The following is a 20,924-nucleotide window of genomic DNA, read 5'->3' on the forward strand; positions in this document are numbered from 1 at the left end:
ACTTATTGAAGGCGGAGAAACTAATGTCATGTACAATGTTCTTCAACTCTACGGTTTGTATAGCTGTAGTTCATTAAATTATATAGGAGCGGGATTCATATGTTAATAAAGCCAAAGAGGTTACAAGTAGGAGAATATCGTGGCGACAGTAAGTCCTTCATGGGGAGGCGCAGGTGATTCTGAGATAAGATAACGATATGACAGGGCTCAAATAAATAAAAACACTCCTATAAGATATGACTGTGAATTAGTACTTTTCAAATGATAAAGGGGGATTTACGTGTATGGAAGTAACATTTACAGTAAGTAAATGGGATGAAAAACCAATTGATGATACTAGAAAAGATTTCCCTTTTAATATTGCTCATGTCGAATATGATATTGATGGGGAATTAAAAGGAAAGGCTTTTGTTGAATACTTATTATATTATTTAGACTCAAATATAAATGATGGTCACTTAGCTACTGCTAAAATTTCTGGATTTTTACACTTTGAAGGGATTTATAAGGGGCAACAAGGAACATTTACAGCTCTAGAGCAAGGAATATTTGATAAAGGAAATTTAGATTCCCCAGGAACAATTATTAAAGCTACCGGTAACTTAGAAAACCTGAGAGGATCCTATAATTATCAGTTTACAGGTCAAACTAGTAAACTAATTTTAGAGTTTGAATTTCAGCAAAATACCTTATAATTTAGTGGAAAGGACATTTCTTGTAATACTAGGAATGTCCTTTTTGTTGACGAGTTTATTCAAGTTAAAAATGAACAGAGTATATTATCAGTATTCAGCAATGCATAAAATTTTCTTCATGGGGGAATTAAAAATCTACGCCCTAGAGACATCATGCCCCACCTATTCATTTCTTTTTTTACTAATTAAAGAATAATCCCCGAAAAACTCCCCTTCATAACTTCCTTTTCAAGTTGATTCCTACATATAAACGTCGCAATAATTTTTGTACGATTTTTTTCATCAGGCTCAAATTGTTCAATAGTTACGTCACAACGAATCGTATCGCCGCTAAAAACAGGACGTAAAAATTCAAAATCCATTTTGCGAGCTAGTACGTTATAATCACCGCCAATTTTTGTAGGCAATGTTGATGTTAACAGCCCTTGTACAACAAATCTTCCCTGCTCATCTGGTGTAACATGATGAACGCCTTCATCTTTCGATACTTCTGTAAATAACGCAACATCCTCTTTCGTAAAAGTTCGTTCAAAGTTGATTTTTTCGCCTACTTGCAATTTCATTCATACCCCTCCTCAAAAACACTTGTAAAATAAGAAAAACCGAAACTAAAAATCATTTCGGTTTTTCTAACTAAAGAAGTCTATTTATTTTAAAGAATGTACAAACAACCCGCTACGCAGTTTCGGTTCAAACCACGTTGATTTTGGCGGCATGACTTCTCCGGCATCTGCGATTGCTAATAAAGCTTCCATTGATGTCGGATATAGTGAAAACGCCACTTTATATTCACCGCTATTTACAAGACGTTCTAGTTCTTCTAATCCACGGATTCCTCCGACAAAGTCGATGCGTGAATCAGATCGCGGATCATGTATTTCAAGCACTTGGCTTAATAAATGATCTTGCAGGATAGATACATCTAAACCTCTAACAAGATCATTCGCATCAAACGTTTCCTCTTTCACAGTAAGCTTATACCACTTCTCATTTACATACATACCAAATGATTTGGGCTCATTTGGTTTATACGGAGAAACAGTTGCTTCTTCTACATAAAAGTACTGCGTAATTTGATTTAAAAACTGTTCCTCTGATAAGCCATTTAAATCTTTCACAACTCGGTTATAATCCCAAATCGATAATTCATCATGAGGGAATAGAACCGATAAGAAGAAATTAAATTCCTCTTCTCCTGTGTAATTTGGATATTGTTCTCTTCGCATAAGTCCTACTTTTGCAGCTGATGCAGAACGGTGATGCCCGTCTGCAATATAAAGATTAGGAATATCTTCAAATGCGTTTACTAAAGTCGTAATTACATCTTCATCTACAATCTTCCACACAACATGCTTAACACCGTCTTCTGCTGTAAATGTATAAATTGGCGTATGTTCTTCTTTCCAGCTCCTAATTAAATGCTTTACTTCATCTTTTGTACGGTACGTTAAAAAAATCGGACCTGTATTTGCGTCACACACATCTACGTGGCGAATACGATCTAGCTCTTTTTCATGACGTGTTCTTTCATGTTTTTTAATTGTATCATCTTCATACTCATCAATAGATGTACAAACGACAAGGCCTGACTGCGTTCTTCCTTGCATCGTCAGTTCATAAATATATAGCGCTGGCTCTTCATCTTGTATGAACACTTCTTCTCGTATAAATTGCTTTAAATTGTCGCCCGCTTTTTCATACACGCGATCATCATACGGTGACAGTTCAGGATCTAAATCAATTTCTGCTTTATCAACATGCAAGAAAGAATATGGATTCCCTTTTACAACTTCCCTTGCCTCTTCACTATTTAATACGTCATACGGTAAAGCTGCCACTTGTGCCGCTTTTTCCTCTACTGGACGAATGGCCCGAAACGGTCGTATTTTTGCCACATTCCTCTCTCCTTTACACAATCATTCGAACGGCTACAACACCTGTAATTTTGCTTATATTTTCTACAATATTCTCTTTTATTATATCATCAATTCCGTTATCGATATCAATCATTGTGTATGCCCAAGAATGTTTACTACGATTAATCATATCGGCAATATTAATATGATGTTCTGCTAAACATCCTGTAATTTGTCCTACCATGTTTGGAACGTTTTGATGCATAATTGTAATTCGTTTCTTTCCGATATACGGCAATTCTACGTTTGGATAGTTTACTGAATTACGAATATTTCCTGTCTCTAAATATTCACGTAATTGACGTGCTGCCATTACTGCACAATTTTCTTCTGATTCAGACGTAGATGCACCAAGGTGAGGCGTCGCTGTTACATTTTTCATCTTTATTACATTTTCATTTGGGAAGTCCGTTACGTAATGTGTAATAATATCTTCTTCTAATGCTTTTTGAAGAACCTTTTCATCTACAAGTTCTCCTCTAGAGAAATTAAATAGACGCATCCCTCTTTTCATCTTCTCTACAGCGTGTTCCCCAATAATCCCCTTCGTTTGATTCGTAAGAGGAATATGCAGTGTAATATAATCACACGTTGCAAAAATTTCATCAAGGCTAAATGCTCTTTGCACATGTGTAGAAAGACGCCAAGCTGTTTCAACTGAAATATAAGGATCATATCCGATAACATCCATCCCTAATGCTAACGCATCGTTCGCAACTAAAGCACCAATTGCGCCAAGTCCGATAACACCTAGACGTTTCCCTGCAATTTCTGATCCAACAAATTGTTTTTTTCCTGATTCAACAAGCTGTGGTACTTCTTCACCCTCTAAGTTTTTCGTCCAACTTACACCATTAATAATGTTACGTGAAGACATAATAAGACTGGCAATAATGAGTTCCTTTACAGCGTTTGCATTTGCCCCCGGCGTGTTAAATACTACAATTCCTTTTTCTGTACATCGCTCGACAGGAATATTATTTACACCAGCGCCAGCTCTTGCAATCGCCTTTAAGTCTTTTGAAAACTCCTCTTGATGTAAAGAGTAGCTACGAAGCAAAATTCCATCTGGGTGATTGATTTTATCCCCTACTTCATAACGTTCTTCAGTAAAAACTTGTAAACCTTTTTCTGCAATTTGATTTAACGTTTGAACACGAAACATATCCCCATCTCCCTATCTATTCTCAAGCTCAAATTCCTTCATATAATCTACTAATTGTTTTACACCTTCCACTGGCATCGCATTGTAAATACTTGCACGCATACCGCCGACTGAGCGATGTCCTTTTAGCGTAACGAAACCGCGTTCCTTCGCTTTTTGTAAAAACTCATTGTTAAGTTCTTCTGACGGTGTTGTAAATGGAATGTTCATAAGTGATCGATACGCAGGATCAACTGGTGAAGTAAACAATTTAGATTCATCTAAAAAATGATAAAGAAGTGAAGATTTCATTTTATTTTGTTCTTCAATCGCAGATACTCCGCCTTGCTCTTTCAACCACTCTAGTACAAGTTTTGTTACGTAAATACTAAAGGATGGCGGTGTATTATATAAGGAGTTATTTTTACTGTAAGTTTCATAATTTAACATTGTCGGACAAGAGCAATCTGCTCCCCCAATTAAATCTCTTTTTATAATAGCAATCGTTAAGCCCGCAGGTCCTAAATTCTTTTGCGCCCCCGCATATATAAGACCAAACTTCGAAACATCATATCGCTCTGATAAAATATTTGAGGACATATCCGCAACGAGCGGCACTCTTTCTGCATGTGGAATGTCCACATATTTTGTCCCCTCAATTGTATTATTCGTTGTAATATGTACATAATCTAGTTTTTCATCACTTAATAAACCGTCCAGTTTAGGAATCGTAGTAAACTTCTCTTGCTCGGAAGAAGCAATCACTTGTACTTCCCCAACTTTTTCGGCTTCTTGTAGTGCCTTTTTAGACCATGAGCCAGTTAGTACGTATCCAGCTTTTTTATACGTATTCATTAAGTTCAACGGTATCATAGAGAATTGTAATGACGCACCGCCTTGTAAAAATAAAATATCATACTCATCAGGGATGCTCATTAATTCACGAAGTAAGTTACTCGCTTCCTCTATAATACTTTGAAAATAAGAAGATCGATGACTCATTTCCATAATAGACATGCCTGTCCCGTTATAATTTAAAAGCTCCTTTTGCACTTTCTCTAAAACTGGCAAAGGGAGTATTGATGGTCCTGCTGAAAAATTATAGACTCTCTCCATTACCCTCATAACCTCCCTATTTCTCATTTGATTATTTTTTAAACTTTCTGAATTATAACCTAAAATATAATATGTGGTCAATTTGTTTTCTATTATTACGGCGCAAGACGCGATGGAATCGCTTGCAAGTGCAGACTTTTTTATGGACATATAAAAAAGTGTTAAGTACATAATCGTACTTAACACTCTAATAATAGAAATAATAATAGCTAGTCGTTCGTAAAGAACCGATCAAAAATTTGATAAATAGCAGAAAGACCAATGAGCCAATAAATAGTGTCCACAAGCGCCGGCATAGAACCAAACCATTTCTCAACTACATTGTAATCTAACGCTACAAATAACCAATTCAAACCGCCGAGAATCACCAAAATTACTGTAAGGTAAGACAAAAATTTCATTATGATTGCCCCCTAGGTGATAAGATGGTGAAAGGCCTTTCACTAGAAATATATGTAGTAAACTTTAAAACTTACCTATTTTATAAAAATTATTTTCGGTACCACCCGTTAATAACTGCCTCTGCTTCTTTACTATGTATTTGATACGCATGCGTACTATCATTAGAGCCAATAAACCAAATTGAAAAACCTTTAAAATATGGTTTCGGTTCTAATACATCACGGTAAGCACGCCATCCATTTAATTGTACATCTTTTGAAAATACATTTGAAACATCTGGATTCCACGGATTTTGCAACCCAAGTTCACGTGCTGGAACGTTAAACCCACCGAAGTAAACTGGCTTTCCTGTTACATTATGTAATTGTTCCAATTGCTGAACAACATTTTGCCCACGATTATATACTGTTGTCGCAAATAAACTTTGCTTCACTTCTTCGTATGACGGATTCCTTTTTCCTGAAACTTCAAACCAACTATCAATACTAACAATATCCACCTTTTTTAAATACGGGCGATTGATTTTCTCTTTAAACTTTGCTTCATATGAAGGATCCCAACTTGCCGTTAACCACCAGTTCATTTGATACAAAACATTTCCTTTATACTGATTACGAACAAAATCAATTGTATCGCTCCAATATCCTTCTGCATACTCCATATTCACGAAATTAGAAGCAATCTTTAGTCCATACACATTGTATTTACTTGTAATGGAATTAAAGATATCTTGCAGAATAACCGTCTTCCAATTCCAGAAGAAATCATTAATGTTACTTGGGTTCCATTCTGTCTCTCCAACATTCCCCTGTTGAATATACGGGAACGGTTCCACTATAACTTGAATATTACGCTTTAATAATTCTTGAATTAAAATAATAGCTTGTTGCTTTTGCGCTTGATTAATTACCATGTTAGTAGAAGTCACATTTGGGATATCTACTTGAATCGGTACATTTACTGTATTTAAATTTAAGCGCTCCACATCCGCTAATACTTTCGCTACATTTCCAACTTCCCATACTGTTACGTTTCCTGATTTGATTTTTCCAGATTGAACAGTATTTACATCTGCCTGTACATTTCCTTGAAAACAAAAAGAAAACAACATAATAAACACTCCTAAAAAACTTATTAAACTCTTATTTTTCTTCACAACTTTCCCCCTATAATTTTTGGCTTTCTTGATTATTTTATACAACGTTTCACATTTATTCCAGAAAAAAAATGAAGTGCCGTTCAACTATATTCATATAAATCTCCTAAAAATAGTAGGGAAAATAAAAAAGGAGCAGGTTTCCGCTCCTTTTTCCTCTCTTTTCACGATTGAAATTATCAAATTCCTTCTAGTAACTTACTTAAGGAATTTTTTCAAATGAATCAATACTCATAATTAAATTCATATATTCTTCATCTACACTCAATTTTATATTGCTTCATCAAACAACCCATCACTTCGGCTCTAAATTTAATACCTTCCCCTCTATCCCCTCCGTATTCAATGTAGTCGTATGATACGTGCCACTTACCCAATCATCTATTTGATCATGATACCAATCGCTTCTAAAATGTCCCGACTGTCCTGGTCCCACTATATGATAACCGTTTGACATATCTTTCGTATCAATAACGAATCGCCAAGAAGCACCATGATTTACAATACCGTTATCGCCGTAACTCGCTGCTTGGACGGTAACTTGACTTCCGCCAATTGGAACTGGTTTCTCACGATTAAAAGCTAGTAATGCTAACATACTCGATGATTTCGAAATTGGATGTGTAAAAGCGAGTTGATGGTAATCGCCCCACTTCCAGCTCCCAACATCGGGTCCATATTCCTTCTGCAATTTCTTCATTACATTCTCGTACGATGTATGCACAACTTTTGTGAAACCTCCGTACTTCGTAAACCAAGCGCTATTTTCTCCCGCTATTTCTTTTCGAATCAATTCATCAACAACTTGTGACTTCCCTTTAAATAACTCCATCACATCTTTCGGTATTTCTTTTGAAAATAACGTATTCGAAATCTCTTTCATTAATAAATGAAAAATTAGTGGTGCCGCTTCATCTTTACTATCATAAAAATTCCACTTTGTTAATTGGTTTACGCCTTCTTTCTCTAACTCATTTAAAGATGCTTTATTTAACTCTTTTAAAAATATAGGAGTAAACTCTTTCCCATATAAATTCTTTTGATCCATCTGTAACTCTTCTAAATCTTTCACCGTATACTTTTCCTTCTCTTGCAAAAATTCTTGAATACGCATTTGCCTATATGGCTGTGCCCACGTATTGCTAATATGGTACGGATAATCATCATCAACAATTTTATTATTCGCAGTTGAAATAAAACCTTCTTTCGGATTTATAACTTTCGGCAGCTGATCAAATGGAATATATCCTTCCCATTCATATTCATCTGTCCATCCTGGAACAGGCAAGCTACCATCGCCTTTTTTACGCACTGGTATATTTCCATTCGCTTTATAAGCAATCGTGCCATCGTTTGATGCAAACACAAAGTTTTGCGTTGGTGTATGGAAATCTTGAAGAGCGGTTTCAAACTCAGTCCAGTCTTTTGCTTTGTTCATATTTAATACAGCTTTTAACTCAGCTGACGGTTCTAAAGCAGTCCACTTTAAAGAGAATACGGTTTTCGTTTTCTCCTTCCCCTTATCCGCAAACTCTGAAATTACTGGCCCATGCCTCGTAATCGTAACGTTATAAGGAATTGTCTTCCCGCCTTTTACTTTAATCGATTCATCAACTACCGTAGCTTTCTCCCATTTATCGTTATACAGAAATTCATTTTCATTATTAGGATTTCTCTTCTCAATATATAAATCTTGCACATCAGGCCCTGTATTCGTAACGCCCCACGCTATTTTGTCATTGTGGCCTAATATAACACCTGGTACTCCAGCGAAAATAACGCCACTCACATTTAAATCTTTCATTTCAAGTCTCGTTTGATACCATATAGAAGGTGTCGCAAGGGATAAATGAGGGTCATCTGCTAAAATCGGCTTACCTGACGCACTCTTCTCACCGCTCACAACCCAGTTATTACTACCGTTAAACTCCGGGGGAATTATCGTTTTTGAAAAACTTTGTGCTACGTCCACATTTGTAGTTTTTAGTTCAGCTAGCAATCTAGGTGCATCTTTCGGATATGTAGGAAATAGCTCATTTGCTTGCTCTTTCGGAAGATTTTTCAGCGCCCAATATCGAAATGCCTGTCCGTGCCAATGTCCTCCTAAGTCAAACGCCATATACTTCCCGATCGTTAAAGTATCAACAATTGACCACTCAGCAGGTTCATAACCTAATATAGTAAACTCAACTGGTAATTTCTTTTCCTCTTTCGCCTCACGTATAAAAGCGTTCACCCCATCAGCAAATGACTGCAGGGCATATTTTGCTTCTCCATCATATTGACTAACTGAAGCTTCTGCCGCTCGCCGTAAACCGAGTGTTCGAAATAATTTATCTCGGTCAACAGCTGCTTCCCCAACAACTTCACTTAACATACCAGAAGCTTGTCTTCTACTTAAATCCATTTGAAACAACCGATCTTGCGCTTGTACATATCCTTGTGAAAAATATAAATCATGTGCATTTTCCGATTTAATATGCGGGACACCTTTACTATCCCGCTTCACCGTAACAGCGTGTTGTAAATCCTCTAGCTTTATCGTTCCATCTATCTTTGGCATAGATTTCAGCGTATATATATTCAAAAAAATCACAGCGGAAATAACTAACAAGAGAACGATACCACTAGCCCAAATAAAAATTCTTCTTCCCCTTTTTCGTTTCTTCTTTATAACGACTTCCATATAACCACCCCTTTCTCACACTATTCGCTTCTATAGTAAAAGAACCTTTTAGAATAGAAAAAATCCTTATCCAAACTATGGGTCATACAAACCGAATACTTCTCTCCTATGCATTCCTTCACTAAAATCTACTCGTTCTTTCTTACACCAATTCCTCAAAATCCCCCTCACATAAGCTAACGTTTTCTTATTATTTTCAAACGCAATTTTAAGTACCTCTAACACTTTCTCTCCAGAAAGTCTTTGTATCCAATTCTTCAATTCCTTCACAATATATGGGGATAAACTACTAATATTTTGTTCATAAAACTTATAAACTTCACTATTTGGAACGTCCTCTTCTATGGTTTCCACCTCTATCTCTTCCGCTTCTTCTTTCTCTTCAATAACTACTTGTGAACTACTATTATCCTCTTCTTTTGGCATACCAAAATGCTGCAATAATAATGGAATCTTGTATTCTTCTTCAAGGCATTTACGTAAAAATATATGTATGAACTCATTACTTTTTATAGTCTTTAACTCACGTAATACGCACTTCTCCACATTCGTATTTGAAATAGGGTTATAGTGTAACCAATTTATTATGAATACCTCTTTCGTTTCCGTATCATATAAAATCTTTCCATACTCAACAAACCTGTTTAGCAACTTCTCAACAGTCTCCATACTATAACCTGTTTCAAGCTCTGCCACACGCTTCGGTAATATGTAAATACCACATTGCTTTGTTTTCGTACCAGTTAACAAATATATGTAAAAATAACGCTCCTCTGGCGTTAAATCTAATATGAATTCATCTTGCCAAAAGTTCACCTGCACATTACGGTATACCGCCATATGTTTCCCTCCACTCTTTGCTAGTAAATAGGAAAATTTTAATCCTTCATTATAAAGATAGGCATACGGGAATGGTTTTGGCATTCGAATTACAATTTTTTTACTACTACAACGCCGGTTTCATTTTTTCGCGCTTGTTTTGTTCTTGTTTTTGTTTTTGTTTTTTCTTAGTGATTTATTACTTGGTAGGGGCTTATAAGGGGCTTGGAAGGGCATTCTACATTACAATCTATGAAATACAATTTGTTCTTCCTACTAAATAGGAGCTATTCCAAATTATTATTTTGGATAGCTCCTTTCAAATTCTTCTTATTTTTTACTTCTACCAATGTCAGCTTCTACATACCATTTATTCTGCTATTTGCGGGCAGTAAAACTCTCATTTCAAAATTCGGTGAATAAACTGCTCGATTGCAGTGCGAGTGGCCCTCACTGATTAAAGTTTCCTTTTATTTTTGCATTGAATCTAACATCTTCACAATAAAGGCAGCTGCCTGACCACGAGTTGCTGTACCTCGGGGATCAAACTCATTATTTCCAATACCATTAACTACCTTTAGACTGTATAATCGTTGAACCGATTCTTTATATGTTATTAAATGCTTATCTGTAAATGGTAATGCTGCTAACTCACCTGTAATTCCTTTATATCGTAATGCTTTGTCAATCATAATAGATACTTCTTCACGAGTAATTGGTGAGTTAGGATCAAAAATCCCTTCACCACGACCATTAATAATTCCTGCACTTGCACAACGTTTAATACCGTCATGAAGTGATGGATGTGCCTCATTAATATCTACAAATGACTTATTTCCCTCTGGTAGTTTAAGAGCATTCGAGATTAATTTCGCAAACTCCGCTCTCGTTACATTTCGATATGGCGCAAATACACCATTACCTTCGCCTTGCATAATACCTAGACTGTTTAATTTACGAATATGCTCTTCAAACCAGCCACCTGTAATATCATCTTTTGGTTTTTGTACTTCTTCCTTAGGCTTTTGTACTTCTTCCTTTGGTACATTGTAGTTAATTTTAATCCAGCTTGGGTCATAGAAAATCCATTCTCCATTACCTACTTTATACCAACCATTTTTAACCGCTAATACTTTGTAACGATCTCCGGTTGAAGCTTTACGTACAACACGATGTTCAATACCCGCATCACTACGTACATTGATGCCACTACCATTTACCACTAGTTCCATGCTAGGTTCAGCTGGATTATTTTCATTTGGATTAAATGAGTCATTTTTATCTTGTAAAGGCGTATCAATCTGCGCATTTATATTTGCATACCACTGAATTCCTTGTACGAAACCAGCCCAATTACCACGTGAAATTAAAATGTCAGGACATTTTTTCCCGCTCCATTGTTGATGCTTGTAAATATGATCTGCACCAATTCCTTCTTTGTTCATTAAATAACCTGCAAGTCGTTTTGCATTTTCTAAAGCTTTATTGTAATCACCATCTTGGTTAACCGCGATCTCGATACCGATAGACTCCCTGTTTCCTGATCCATCTCCATCTCCTGCATGCCAACCATTTTCGTTTGTTGGTAAGTGTTGATAAATTTGTTTATCGTCTACAGTAAAATGCCATGAAGCTGTTCGGAAAGTGCCTTCAGTTGCTTGCTTGTATAAATATTTCGCATGATTTTCAGCATTAGCACCAGCGGCTGTATTTGCGGTCTCATGAATTGTAATGTAACGTGCTTTCATCGGATTTGCAGGACGAATATCAGGATTTCCTGCTGGAACAATCCACTCCACAAATGGAACTCCTGCAAGTGTTCCATATTTCTTCGTACTCTGTGCACTATATTGAATACCTCTTGGCTTTGCAACAGGTTTCATTTGACGATCAGATCCATCATTTCGACCATCTACAGATTCAAATGCCTTTTCAATGTTTGAAATAGCTTCCTTTTCTGCTACTTGTCCCTTCTTAGCATTTTGCATTTTGTTTAATTCTTCTGTTTCATCATGTTTATGCTTATATTCTTCTAAAAGCATTTTTTCATTTTCAGATACTTCTGCTTCGTTAATTTGTACATGATTAGGAACTTCCAACTTGAAATTAGAATAATTTAATCCGCTCGTTCCGTGTTCTCCTTGGGCAATATTAAGTTGATCAGTTTGAGAGTTGTTTATCTCTTCTGCTGATGCTGATAAAGGTACACTCCCTAAAATCACTAGACTTGTTGATAGTGCGATTACTTGTTGTTTGATTGTCTTATTCATTATTATAATAAATACATACACACTCCCACCGTGTATGTATCTCAACCTCCCTTTATTGTCACATTAATTTTAAAAATACGAATCTATTATGTACTTCTAATATATTTTCTTTTTATTTATATATTTAAATTATATTATTTTATGCCCGTTAAGAAAATATTTATATGTCATCCCTACAAATGAATTTCATCTAACATACTTTTTACAAAATCCGTCAACAAAAATTATTTTACAACTAATTACCAATACCGTCAAAAGCATTTTCAACAATCCACACTTTAATAGCTATAGTAAATGCTATTTCTTTCACATTATATACTATTACAAATTACCTTTAACTTGTCCGACAATTTCGTTTATCGTATTTCGATCAAACTTATCACTAATTTCGTATGGCTCACGATCTCCTACGAATTGCACGCCTACAATATCATTGCGATCCTTACCGTATTGCACTTCAATAATAGATCCACGCTCTATTTGTTTCCAAATGAGACCTACTTCATCTTTATTATCTAAAATAATGCAGTCTTCAATATTTTCATCAATCCCAATTAACTTGTTATCATCTATATATCCAATCTCGTATTGTTGCCGTTCTTTCGCTTTTCCGCTTACTAGTATACCTTTGCTACCATATGAGTAATCCGTATAGTCCTTTTTCTCCTTTTGTACCCCTTTCGGCTTTTGTGCTTCAGTTTTTTCAGCAGCTCCACAACCTGTAATAAGACTGATTGGCATAACCATAGTTAATACTACTCTAGTAAATTTCTTTATCATTTATAACTAACCTCACATACTTAATTTAAAATGCTATTTATTTCCTTATTATAAAATAACATGATAATACAGAGAAAGAGCCAAAGATAAAATATTATTTACATCCGTATTGTCCCTCCCTTTACATTAATATAGTACCCTCATAAGTATGAATAGCTAGGCTTTCAAAATTAATACGGGAATATTATAGAAAGTAGACATCCTACTCACATACGATTAGTATTAGAATTGAAAATATATAAACTAGATGATTACTTATATTAAGGAAGGAAGTGCACAGCTATGGATTTTAAAACAGTCATGCAAGAGCTTGAAGCCCTTGGTAAGGAAAGAACGAAAAAAACATACATCTCTAACGGTGCACACGAGCCGGTTTTTGGCGTAGCTACAGGTGCTATGAAACCAATCGCTAAGAAAATAAAAGTAAATCAAGAGTTAGCTGAGGAACTTTATGCTACAGGTAACTACGATGCTATGTACTTTGCAGGCATTATTGCAGATCCAAAAGCTATGAATGAGTCTGATTTTGATCGCTGGATGGACGGGGCATATTTTTATATGCTATCTGATTATGTGGTAGCAGTAACTTTATCGGAGTCAACTATCGCCCAAGACGTTGCGGATAAATGGATTGCAAGTGGGGATGAGCTACGAATGTCAGCGGGCTGGAGTTGCTACTGCTGGCTTTTAGGAAATCGCAAAGACAATGAATTTGCCGAAAGCAAAATTTCCGATATGCTTGAAATTGTAAAAAATACAATTCATGCTGCGCCAGAACGAACAAAATCTGCTATGAATAATTTTATAAATACTGTAGCAATTTCATATGTGCCACTACACGAAAAAGCAGTCGAGACTGCAAAAGAAGTTGGTATAGTTGAAGTAAAACGTGATAATAAAAAAAGCAGTTTGTTAAATGCTTCCGAAAGTATTCAGAAAGAAGTCGATAGAGGAAGAGTTGGTTTCAAACGTAAATACGTTAGATGTTAGATTATTAAAAAAGGTGTCAATCAAGAAAGATTGGCACCTTTTTTTAATGTAGAAGTAGAAAATGGACTACCTCCCTAAAAATCATTCATTTCCCTCTTTACAACTTATATGTTAGAAATTTCTTCTTTCACTTTATACACCCTATCTCTTTTCTCATCGTTTTTAACAAAAGTAAGCTTTCCTTCTGTAACAAAGCCTTCCAACGCTAAGCATACTTGTCCATATGCTTTTGGCTTATTCGTTGTAAATCTTTCGTCTGATATTTTACCAGATCGTATTAACTGTTCGCATAGCTCCAATGCACTTATTTCTTCAGAATCCATTAATTCCAATATATCTTTTTGCAATGTTGATAAAGGTGCAGGTATCTCGGCTACCTCTACCTTTTCTTGTTTATTTTCTTTTTCGTCTTCAAATAAATCTTCAAATGAAATTTGATTCATTACATCTTTTCCTTTCTCACAACGAATTTGCTTAACATGAACTGAACCCTATATGTACTAGAACTTTTACATTTAGTTATTGTTATGTAGTCCTTACCTCTTTATATAGATTTTATAACTCATGTACATTATTTTAAGTAGTATATTTCCATTATACCAAATATACGTTCTGTCATCTATTGTAGAATTCGTTATTACTGAACTGAAATCAATAGTGAATATCCGGTGCACAAATCATGCAAACAAAAAAATGCTAATCGCATTGTTTGAACTACTTCCACATGTCTATCAAGCTAAGAAAAACGAACATCCAAAATAAAAAAGCGAGGTTACTATTGTAGTACCTGAAAAGCAGGCAGTCTTTAAGGCTTAGTTAAGTAAGTATTATATGTTGTGAATGAAAAAGGATCTGATATGAATATCAGATCCTTTTTCATTGCTTCTTTTATAAATGTAACTTTTTTATACATACATCGTTTCACACGATAACTGGTTCATACGTGCTTACATTATCATACACTGTTTTCGCAATTCTAGGAGGAAGATTAACACACCCTCCAAATCTGACTTTTTATATAGAATCAAAGTGTATTTTTACTTACCAGACTTAATTTTTTCGTTATATTCTTCTAAAGTTAACCCTTTTTCTTTTAGATAAACAGCAACTTCTTTTCCTACATAACGATAGTGCCATGGCTCATACTTAATGCCAGTAATATTCTCTTTATCTTTTGGATAGCGGAGAGTAAATCCATACTCTGCAGCATTCTTATCTAACCATTTGAATGCATCGGTAGTTTCAAATTTTGCATTTAAATCTTCTACAGTATTCTGCCATTCAACTGAAATAATGTCTAACGCTAATCCAGTATGATGTTCACTTGCACCAGGATACTGAAGATATTCCAATGCTTTAGCACTAGCTTCTTTGTCCGACAAACCTTGAGATTTATAGCTTTTAACTGAAGCATCATAATACGTTTGTTGTAATTTTATAGCTCGATAACCTGATCTTAAATAAAGATTGATTCCCTCTTTTTTTGCAGCTGCTACCATATCCTGATAGGAAGTTGCAATTCTACTATCTATTTTCATATTCGGCTTAGCATTTTGGGTAATACTTGTTAATTCAATTCCTAATTCCTTTGATAACATATGCTCTCTATTTACAAGAATAATTCTCCAATCATTAGGATCAGAGATAGGTAAAACATCTTTTTTATTCGCATGTATCTCTTTTTTATTTTTATCGTTATTATTAGTAGTTTCCTGAGATGTTTGCTTTCCACTACAAGCAGCAAGACTCCATCCCATTGCCAATACCAATGCTAAAATTATAAATTTTTTAATTGTATCTCATTCCCTTTTTGTTTATTAGTCTTTATACCAATTTCCCAACACGTCTCTAGGAATCTCCTTGAAATCCTTCAAAGAAACGGGGCCGACAAATTTTTTAATTCCATGTTTTTTAGAATCTTCATCCGAATAATCTTTTAAAAATTGAATTTTAAATTGTTTCTTACCATCAGCGTAGTCGGTTACTGTCGGTACGATTGCCGCTTGTCGTATACCAAAAGTTTTATCTTCATACTTAACAAATTGTACATAAGATAATCCTCCAACCAATGTTTCTAATTTTTCTTGCGCAGAGATAAGATTTCCAAGAGAATAATAGATTAGCGTTTCATGTCCACCTTTATTTTGTTTCCACTCAATTGGTTGAATTACATGTGGATGATTTCCAATTACTACATCTACACCTAAATCTGTTAAATATTGAGCAACTTCTTTTTGTTGCTTTGAAGGTGTAGATGTATATTCTACTCCCCAATGCACCATAACAATCACCATATCAGAGCTATTCTTTGCCTTTTCCACATCATTTTGTATCGCTTTTTTATCAATTAAATTTAAAGCCCAAGACTTATCAGCCGGAATTTTAATTCCATTAGTACCATATGTATAATTTAGTAACGCAAAGCGAATACCATTTTTTGTAATCGTTTTTATTTCATTACGCTCGTTTTGACTCTCATTAATGCCTACTGGGATAACATCCGGATATTTCTTCCAGTATTCTCTTGTATTCGCAACACCTTTAATACCCATATCCATAGCATGATTTGTCGCTTGAGTCACTATATTGAATCCAGTGTCCACTAAAGATTGGCCTACTTCTTCAGGTGTATTGAAAGTCGGATATCCCTGTACTTTTAGATTATTTCCTGCAATTGGAGTCTCCTGGTTCACGATAGCAAGATCACTTGATTTAACAGCTTTTTTGATATTTTCATAAATATAGTTATAATCATATGAACCGTCTTTTTGTTTGCCATCTTTAATTACTGCGTCATGATATAAATTATCACCCGTTGCTAGTAAATTCACAACCGATTTTACTTTTTTATCTTCCGCAAAATTAGGAGACTGTTGGATAGGACTCTTCTCTACCCAATTTGGTGCTTTTAATGATGTATCTATATTAGATTCAGCCGGTGGTAATGAAGCTTTAGATGTCTTAACATCTGTATTACCACAAGCAGTTAAAAGCACTAAAAAAATAAGACATAATAAAAAAAACTTTTTACTTCTCTGTAAAGTATCTAACATGTGATCCTCTTTTCTGTTTTATTACTTATAACCAGTTCTAACAAATCATTCTTTAAAACAACGTATTTTGGTTTTACCCTTAATTATGGAAGGACACTCTGTTACATCTGCTTCGGAATATACAGATAATCATTTTCCATTCTCTAGCAATCTATCAATTCCATCAGAATTGATAGATTGCTAGAGAAACATGATCCATCAGGATGTCGACTAGTTTCATATACCTGTTCCAATTGCAGTAACTCGTTTAATCTAAACAAGATAGAAGAATAGTTCATATAGCCTCTTCTCTTGCTTTACGTTTGTGAGTGGCTCCAAAAAGAGGGGATCGTTGCTGTACCCCCTTTAAATATTATGGAATCTTTGTAACTAATTTCTTTACGTTAAGCGACAAACATTATACCGATAACAATAAGTAAGACCCAAGAACTTATTTTACCAATATACGAAAAAAGTAGCAATCTTTTGACCCATATAATGAAGCCAATTAGGAGAAATGAACGAGAGATTCATTCTATTCAATTCCTGCATTGATTAATAAAAAAACAAGCCACCCAACTATTGGATGGCTCTATACTATAAAGAGAATTTGTTATTGGATTACTTCAATTTCCCTTCAAAAACAATCTTCCTACCGCACGGCTCAACTACTGTTTTGCCGTCTTTCTTTACTTCATGAAAGATCGGCTCTTCCATACGACGAGACGGAGCGTAGCCTTCTTGTTCCATACGTGCTAAGCAGTCTGTAATTGTTTCATTTTCAAGTACTTCAAATTTCTTTTTATTAGGTTGTTTTGTCATGCCCTAACCTACTTTCTATTTTTCTTGATGCGAATTGATTCTTCATGTAGACCATGTATAACATTGCTAGAATTCCCATTATAATCATAACCGCAATAAAAAAGCTTGTATACTGTATTTTTTCTATAAATACGCCGCCTAATACAGGCCCCATAATACTTCCTAAACTAAAAGCGATTCCGGATAATATATTACCTGCCGGTAGTAAGTGTCTCGGTAATAAATCAGTCATAAATCCAAGCCCTAAAGAGAAACACGATCCAATAACCATACCCGCTAAAAGCATGCAGGCAAAGACGATCCAGTAATATTGATCAAATACGGCGGCAAGTAGAAAAATGCCCGTACTTATGCTAAACGTCCAGGTTAATATACGATCCCTTCCGTATTTATCACTCAATATACCGAGCGGAATCTGTGTAATAATACCCCCAACTGCAAATGCTGGTAATAAGAAGGATACATCTGAAACAGACCACCCTTTACGAAGTGCGTATACTGGTAAGTTACTATTTAACATCGCCTCAAGTACACCGTATGCAAGTGGTCCTAGTAACGCAATCCATCCTAATCCAACAACTTGTTTATAACGAGAAAATGATGATTCACTCTTCACTTCTCTTTCATCTTGCGCTGGGAATGCATTTTTTGTTGGTAATAGTAACAGCCAACCTATTAGACAAAGTATAGTAGATATAATAAATGGCGTTGCAAGACCGTACTGTACAGTGCTTGCTAAATACGGACCAACGGCAAAACCAATTCCGAAGAATACACCGTATATCGATACTTGTCTCCCTATTTTACTTGGGTCCGATGTTGTCGTAATCCATGTTTGTGTTCCGACATGAAGCATATGATCTCCGACTCCAACTAGAAATCTAAGGATAAACCATACCCAAAATGAAATTGTTTGTGTAAAAAAGAATAATGAAATAATAACGAGAAACCCACCTATAACAATAATTGGCTTCATTCCAAACCTTTGCATCGGTTTTTCAAGAAACGGCGAAATAACTAATATCCCGATGTACAATGCCGTCGCATGAATACCGTTAATACTTGAACTAACCCCTTCTTGTTCAAAAATCATTGCAATGGCAGGTAAGAGCATTCCTTGTGATAAACCAGAAATTGCTACAATCCCAACCATAATCCAAAATGTAAAACGCATTGACATCCCTTTCCCTCTCCTTCTCACGCTTTCCACTTTTCATTATAAACTGTTTCTGCAAATGCGTGTACGAATATTCGCAATAAAAAACAAGCTAAAAGAATGAACCTTTTAGCTTGTTATCTTATCCTTCCCAAACTTGTGCTTTCACATTATAATGAAAATGTTTAAAATATGGATTTTCATAAAATGATGGTCCATATAAGTAATGTTGCATATGAGCTGTTAGTGGCTGCTGCATTTGTAAAGGAACTACAGCTGGTGAAACTTGCATATACATCGGATCTATCATTATTTTTGTATAGATATGATGATCATATGGCGAATAAGCGATTAAGGATGGTTTATGCATTGATAATCTCCCCTTATACATACAAATGTTATAGTATATGCAAAACTTTTCATTTTGGGGATTCTTTCTATTCTAGCCAATCTTCTACATGTTTTATAAATACATCTAAACAATCAATAAACGGTGAGTGTCCGCAATCTTCTAATACCTTCAACTCTGCATTTGGCAAATGTTTCGCTAATTCCTCACCGACTACTTGCGGTACGACATAATCTCTATCACCTTGTATGACGAGTGTCGGCGCTTTAATATGATGAATTTGCTTACTTCCCTCTACAACCCCATTATGTTCATCCGAAATATTAAATGTAATGAGCGCATAATTCACATCTACGAAATTACGTTGCGTTAACATATCATCTAAATACTTTTCATAACGGTCCGGTTCAGGTTGATTATGTGTATATATTAATAGATTCCATACTGTACGGTAATATAGTTTGTTCATATTTTTTATCGCGTCTAATACTGGAGCGATTTGTACTGGATCTTGCGCAATTTCTTCTTTTGTCTTTACTAAACTTGATACGATTGGCTGCCCATTCGTATCTTTTTTAAAGATTGGGTATCCTTTCATTCCTACTGATTCTACTAAAATTAACTTTTCTACAAAAGTTGGGTGATTCGCTGTAAATTGCATCGCAACGCCACCGCCCATTGACCAGCCCATTAATGAGAATTTCTCTAGCTTTAACTCGTCGATAAATAATTTTACATCTTCTGCAAAGTCTTGTAATGAATCTATCGACTGATTATACGTTGATTGTCCAAACCCTCTTAAATCAAGAGCGTAAATATGGTATTGATCTTGCAACTTTTCAATAACTAAATCCCAATGTTGTGACGATGTCATGTTCCCGTGAATGAGTACAAGAATATCTGTATTTCGCCTTCCAACTTCCTGATATGCAATCGTTTCTCCGTTCGATAGTGAAACAAACTCCATTGTTGCAGGCTTAATCATCACAAGTTCCCCCATTCTATTTAATAGAAAGAAAATTCTTTACTTAATTAAAGAATAGCACGTAGAATATACGTTCGCAACATAAAACCTATAAGAATTTTTCACATAAATCAATATGTCTATTACTAGACAATTATTATAAAAAAGTATATAGTTAGCTAGGTAACTAATTTGAAAGGATCAAAATACATGGACGAAAAACAACATTTTTTTCATATCGTCAGCCAGACTTCTCGAAAGTTTACGAAGAAATTTAATGAACGTGTATCTCCAACTGGGTTATTTAGTGCGCAGTGGGCTGTTATTTTCCGCATTAATCAAACTGGTTCTTGTACGCAAACAGAATTATGCCAATATTTAAATGTTGAATCACCAACGATGACTCGTACGTTAACACGTATGGAAACGATGGGATGGATTATTCGTACAGAAGGTAAAGATCGCCGCGAGAAGCTCATTTCTTTATCCGAAACAGCGATAAAGATGATTCCAGTATGGCAAGAAGAAGTTGATACTTTCGAAGAAAAAACGCTAGAAGGTATTAATGAAGATGATTTACATCAAGCATTTCAAGTGTTACAACAAATTATTAAAAATTTAGATTAA

20 protein-coding genes are annotated in these 20,924 nt (G+C 35.2%); 3 read left to right on the top strand and 17 right to left on the bottom strand.

Annotation, left to right across the window (positions count from 1 at the left end; genetic code table 11):
* Positions 1-284 precede the first annotated feature (284 nt).
* The gene (locus AC1Q8M_RS12510; protein ID WP_090977593.1) at positions 285-695 is read left to right on the top strand and encodes a DUF3224 domain-containing protein; all 411 of its coding nucleotides are present in this window, start codon (positions 285-287) and stop codon (positions 693-695) included.
* Between the two features lie 185 nt (positions 696-880).
* On the opposite strand, the gene AC1Q8M_RS12515 is transcribed toward AC1Q8M_RS12510, so the two are convergent.
* The 10 genes from AC1Q8M_RS12515 to AC1Q8M_RS12560 form a co-directional block, all read right to left on the bottom strand.
* The gene (locus AC1Q8M_RS12515) at positions 881-1,258 is read right to left on the bottom strand and encodes a MaoC family dehydratase (protein WP_000776354.1); all 378 of its coding nucleotides are present in this window, start codon (positions 1,256-1,258) and stop codon (positions 881-883) included.
* An 84-nt stretch (positions 1,259-1,342) separates the two neighbouring features.
* On the bottom strand, positions 1,343-2,590 hold the full coding sequence (locus AC1Q8M_RS12520; protein ID WP_001063081.1) for a DUF1015 domain-containing protein: 1,248 nt from the start codon (positions 2,588-2,590) through the stop codon (positions 1,343-1,345).
* 13 nt (positions 2,591-2,603) lie between these two features.
* Positions 2,604-3,776: a 3-phosphoglycerate dehydrogenase family protein gene (locus tag AC1Q8M_RS12525; RefSeq protein ID WP_000490222.1), complete on the bottom strand. Its 1,173-nt coding sequence runs from the start codon at positions 3,774-3,776 to the stop codon at positions 2,604-2,606.
* A gap of 12 nt (positions 3,777-3,788) precedes the next feature.
* Complete coding sequence (gene serC / locus AC1Q8M_RS12530; protein WP_098360683.1) at positions 3,789-4,871, bottom strand: 3-phosphoserine/phosphohydroxythreonine transaminase; 1,083 nt, start codon at positions 4,869-4,871, stop codon at positions 3,789-3,791.
* Positions 4,872-5,080: 209 nt separating this feature from the next.
* Positions 5,081-5,272, bottom strand: a complete 192-nt coding sequence (locus AC1Q8M_RS12535) for a DUF378 domain-containing protein (protein ID WP_000670804.1) — start codon at positions 5,270-5,272, stop codon at positions 5,081-5,083.
* A gap of 89 nt (positions 5,273-5,361) precedes the next feature.
* Positions 5,362-6,429: a glycoside hydrolase family 113 gene (locus AC1Q8M_RS12540; protein WP_141532511.1), complete on the bottom strand. Its 1,068-nt coding sequence runs from the start codon at positions 6,427-6,429 to the stop codon at positions 5,362-5,364.
* Between the two features lie 295 nt (positions 6,430-6,724).
* Positions 6,725-9,115, bottom strand: coding sequence for a penicillin acylase family protein (locus AC1Q8M_RS12545; protein ID WP_098360682.1), 2,391 nt, complete (start codon positions 9,113-9,115; stop codon positions 6,725-6,727).
* Between the two features lie 75 nt (positions 9,116-9,190).
* Positions 9,191-10,039, bottom strand: a complete 849-nt coding sequence (locus AC1Q8M_RS12550; RefSeq protein WP_141532512.1) for a DnaD domain-containing protein — start codon at positions 10,037-10,039, stop codon at positions 9,191-9,193.
* A 365-nt stretch (positions 10,040-10,404) separates the two neighbouring features.
* Positions 10,405-12,204 (bottom strand): S-layer homology domain-containing protein, encoded by a 1,800-nt coding sequence (locus AC1Q8M_RS12555; protein WP_097998419.1) that lies wholly within the window; start codon positions 12,202-12,204, stop codon positions 10,405-10,407.
* 321 nt (positions 12,205-12,525) lie between these two features.
* On the bottom strand, positions 12,526-12,984 hold the full coding sequence (locus AC1Q8M_RS12560) for a hypothetical protein (protein WP_000591650.1): 459 nt from the start codon (positions 12,982-12,984) through the stop codon (positions 12,526-12,528).
* 282 nt (positions 12,985-13,266) lie between these two features.
* On the opposite strand from AC1Q8M_RS12560, the gene AC1Q8M_RS12565 reads away from it, so the two are divergent.
* Positions 13,267-13,974: a DNA alkylation repair protein gene (locus tag AC1Q8M_RS12565; RefSeq protein ID WP_000346347.1), complete on the top strand. Its 708-nt coding sequence runs from the start codon at positions 13,267-13,269 to the stop codon at positions 13,972-13,974.
* A 104-nt stretch (positions 13,975-14,078) separates the two neighbouring features.
* Here the strand turns inward: AC1Q8M_RS12565 and AC1Q8M_RS12570 are convergent, their stop codons facing one another.
* The 7 genes from AC1Q8M_RS12570 to phaZ form a co-directional block, all read right to left on the bottom strand.
* Entirely contained in the window at positions 14,079-14,417 is a 339-nt protein-coding gene (locus AC1Q8M_RS12570) for a DUF3895 domain-containing protein (protein WP_001071899.1), read from the bottom strand.
* A 594-nt stretch (positions 14,418-15,011) separates the two neighbouring features.
* Entirely contained in the window at positions 15,012-15,743 is a 732-nt protein-coding gene (locus AC1Q8M_RS12575; RefSeq protein WP_000241993.1) for a M15 family metallopeptidase, read from the bottom strand.
* Positions 15,744-15,791: 48 nt separating this feature from the next.
* The gene (locus tag AC1Q8M_RS12580) at positions 15,792-17,027 is read right to left on the bottom strand and encodes a CapA family protein (protein ID WP_098352374.1); all 1,236 of its coding nucleotides are present in this window, start codon (positions 17,025-17,027) and stop codon (positions 15,792-15,794) included.
* 600 nt (positions 17,028-17,627) lie between these two features.
* Positions 17,628-17,828: an NETI motif-containing protein gene (locus AC1Q8M_RS12585; RefSeq protein WP_000166303.1), complete on the bottom strand. Its 201-nt coding sequence runs from the start codon at positions 17,826-17,828 to the stop codon at positions 17,628-17,630.
* Positions 17,812-19,008, bottom strand: a complete 1,197-nt coding sequence (locus AC1Q8M_RS12590; protein WP_061660430.1) for an MFS transporter — start codon at positions 19,006-19,008, stop codon at positions 17,812-17,814. Before AC1Q8M_RS12590 ends, AC1Q8M_RS12585 begins: the two co-directional genes overlap by 17 nt.
* Before the next feature lie 118 nt (positions 19,009-19,126).
* Positions 19,127-19,354, bottom strand: a complete 228-nt coding sequence (locus tag AC1Q8M_RS12595) for a hypothetical protein (RefSeq protein ID WP_000549496.1) — start codon at positions 19,352-19,354, stop codon at positions 19,127-19,129.
* Between the two features lie 67 nt (positions 19,355-19,421).
* Positions 19,422-20,318 (bottom strand): intracellular short-chain-length polyhydroxyalkanoate depolymerase, encoded by an 897-nt coding sequence (gene phaZ, locus AC1Q8M_RS12600; RefSeq protein WP_000594880.1) that lies wholly within the window; start codon positions 20,316-20,318, stop codon positions 19,422-19,424.
* Between the two features lie 189 nt (positions 20,319-20,507).
* Between phaZ and AC1Q8M_RS12605 the strand changes: the two genes are divergently transcribed.
* Complete coding sequence (locus AC1Q8M_RS12605; RefSeq protein WP_000343680.1) at positions 20,508-20,924, top strand: MarR family winged helix-turn-helix transcriptional regulator; 417 nt, start codon at positions 20,508-20,510, stop codon at positions 20,922-20,924.

Source organism: Bacillus sp. GW823-FHT06A10 (genome assembly GCF_058795375.1).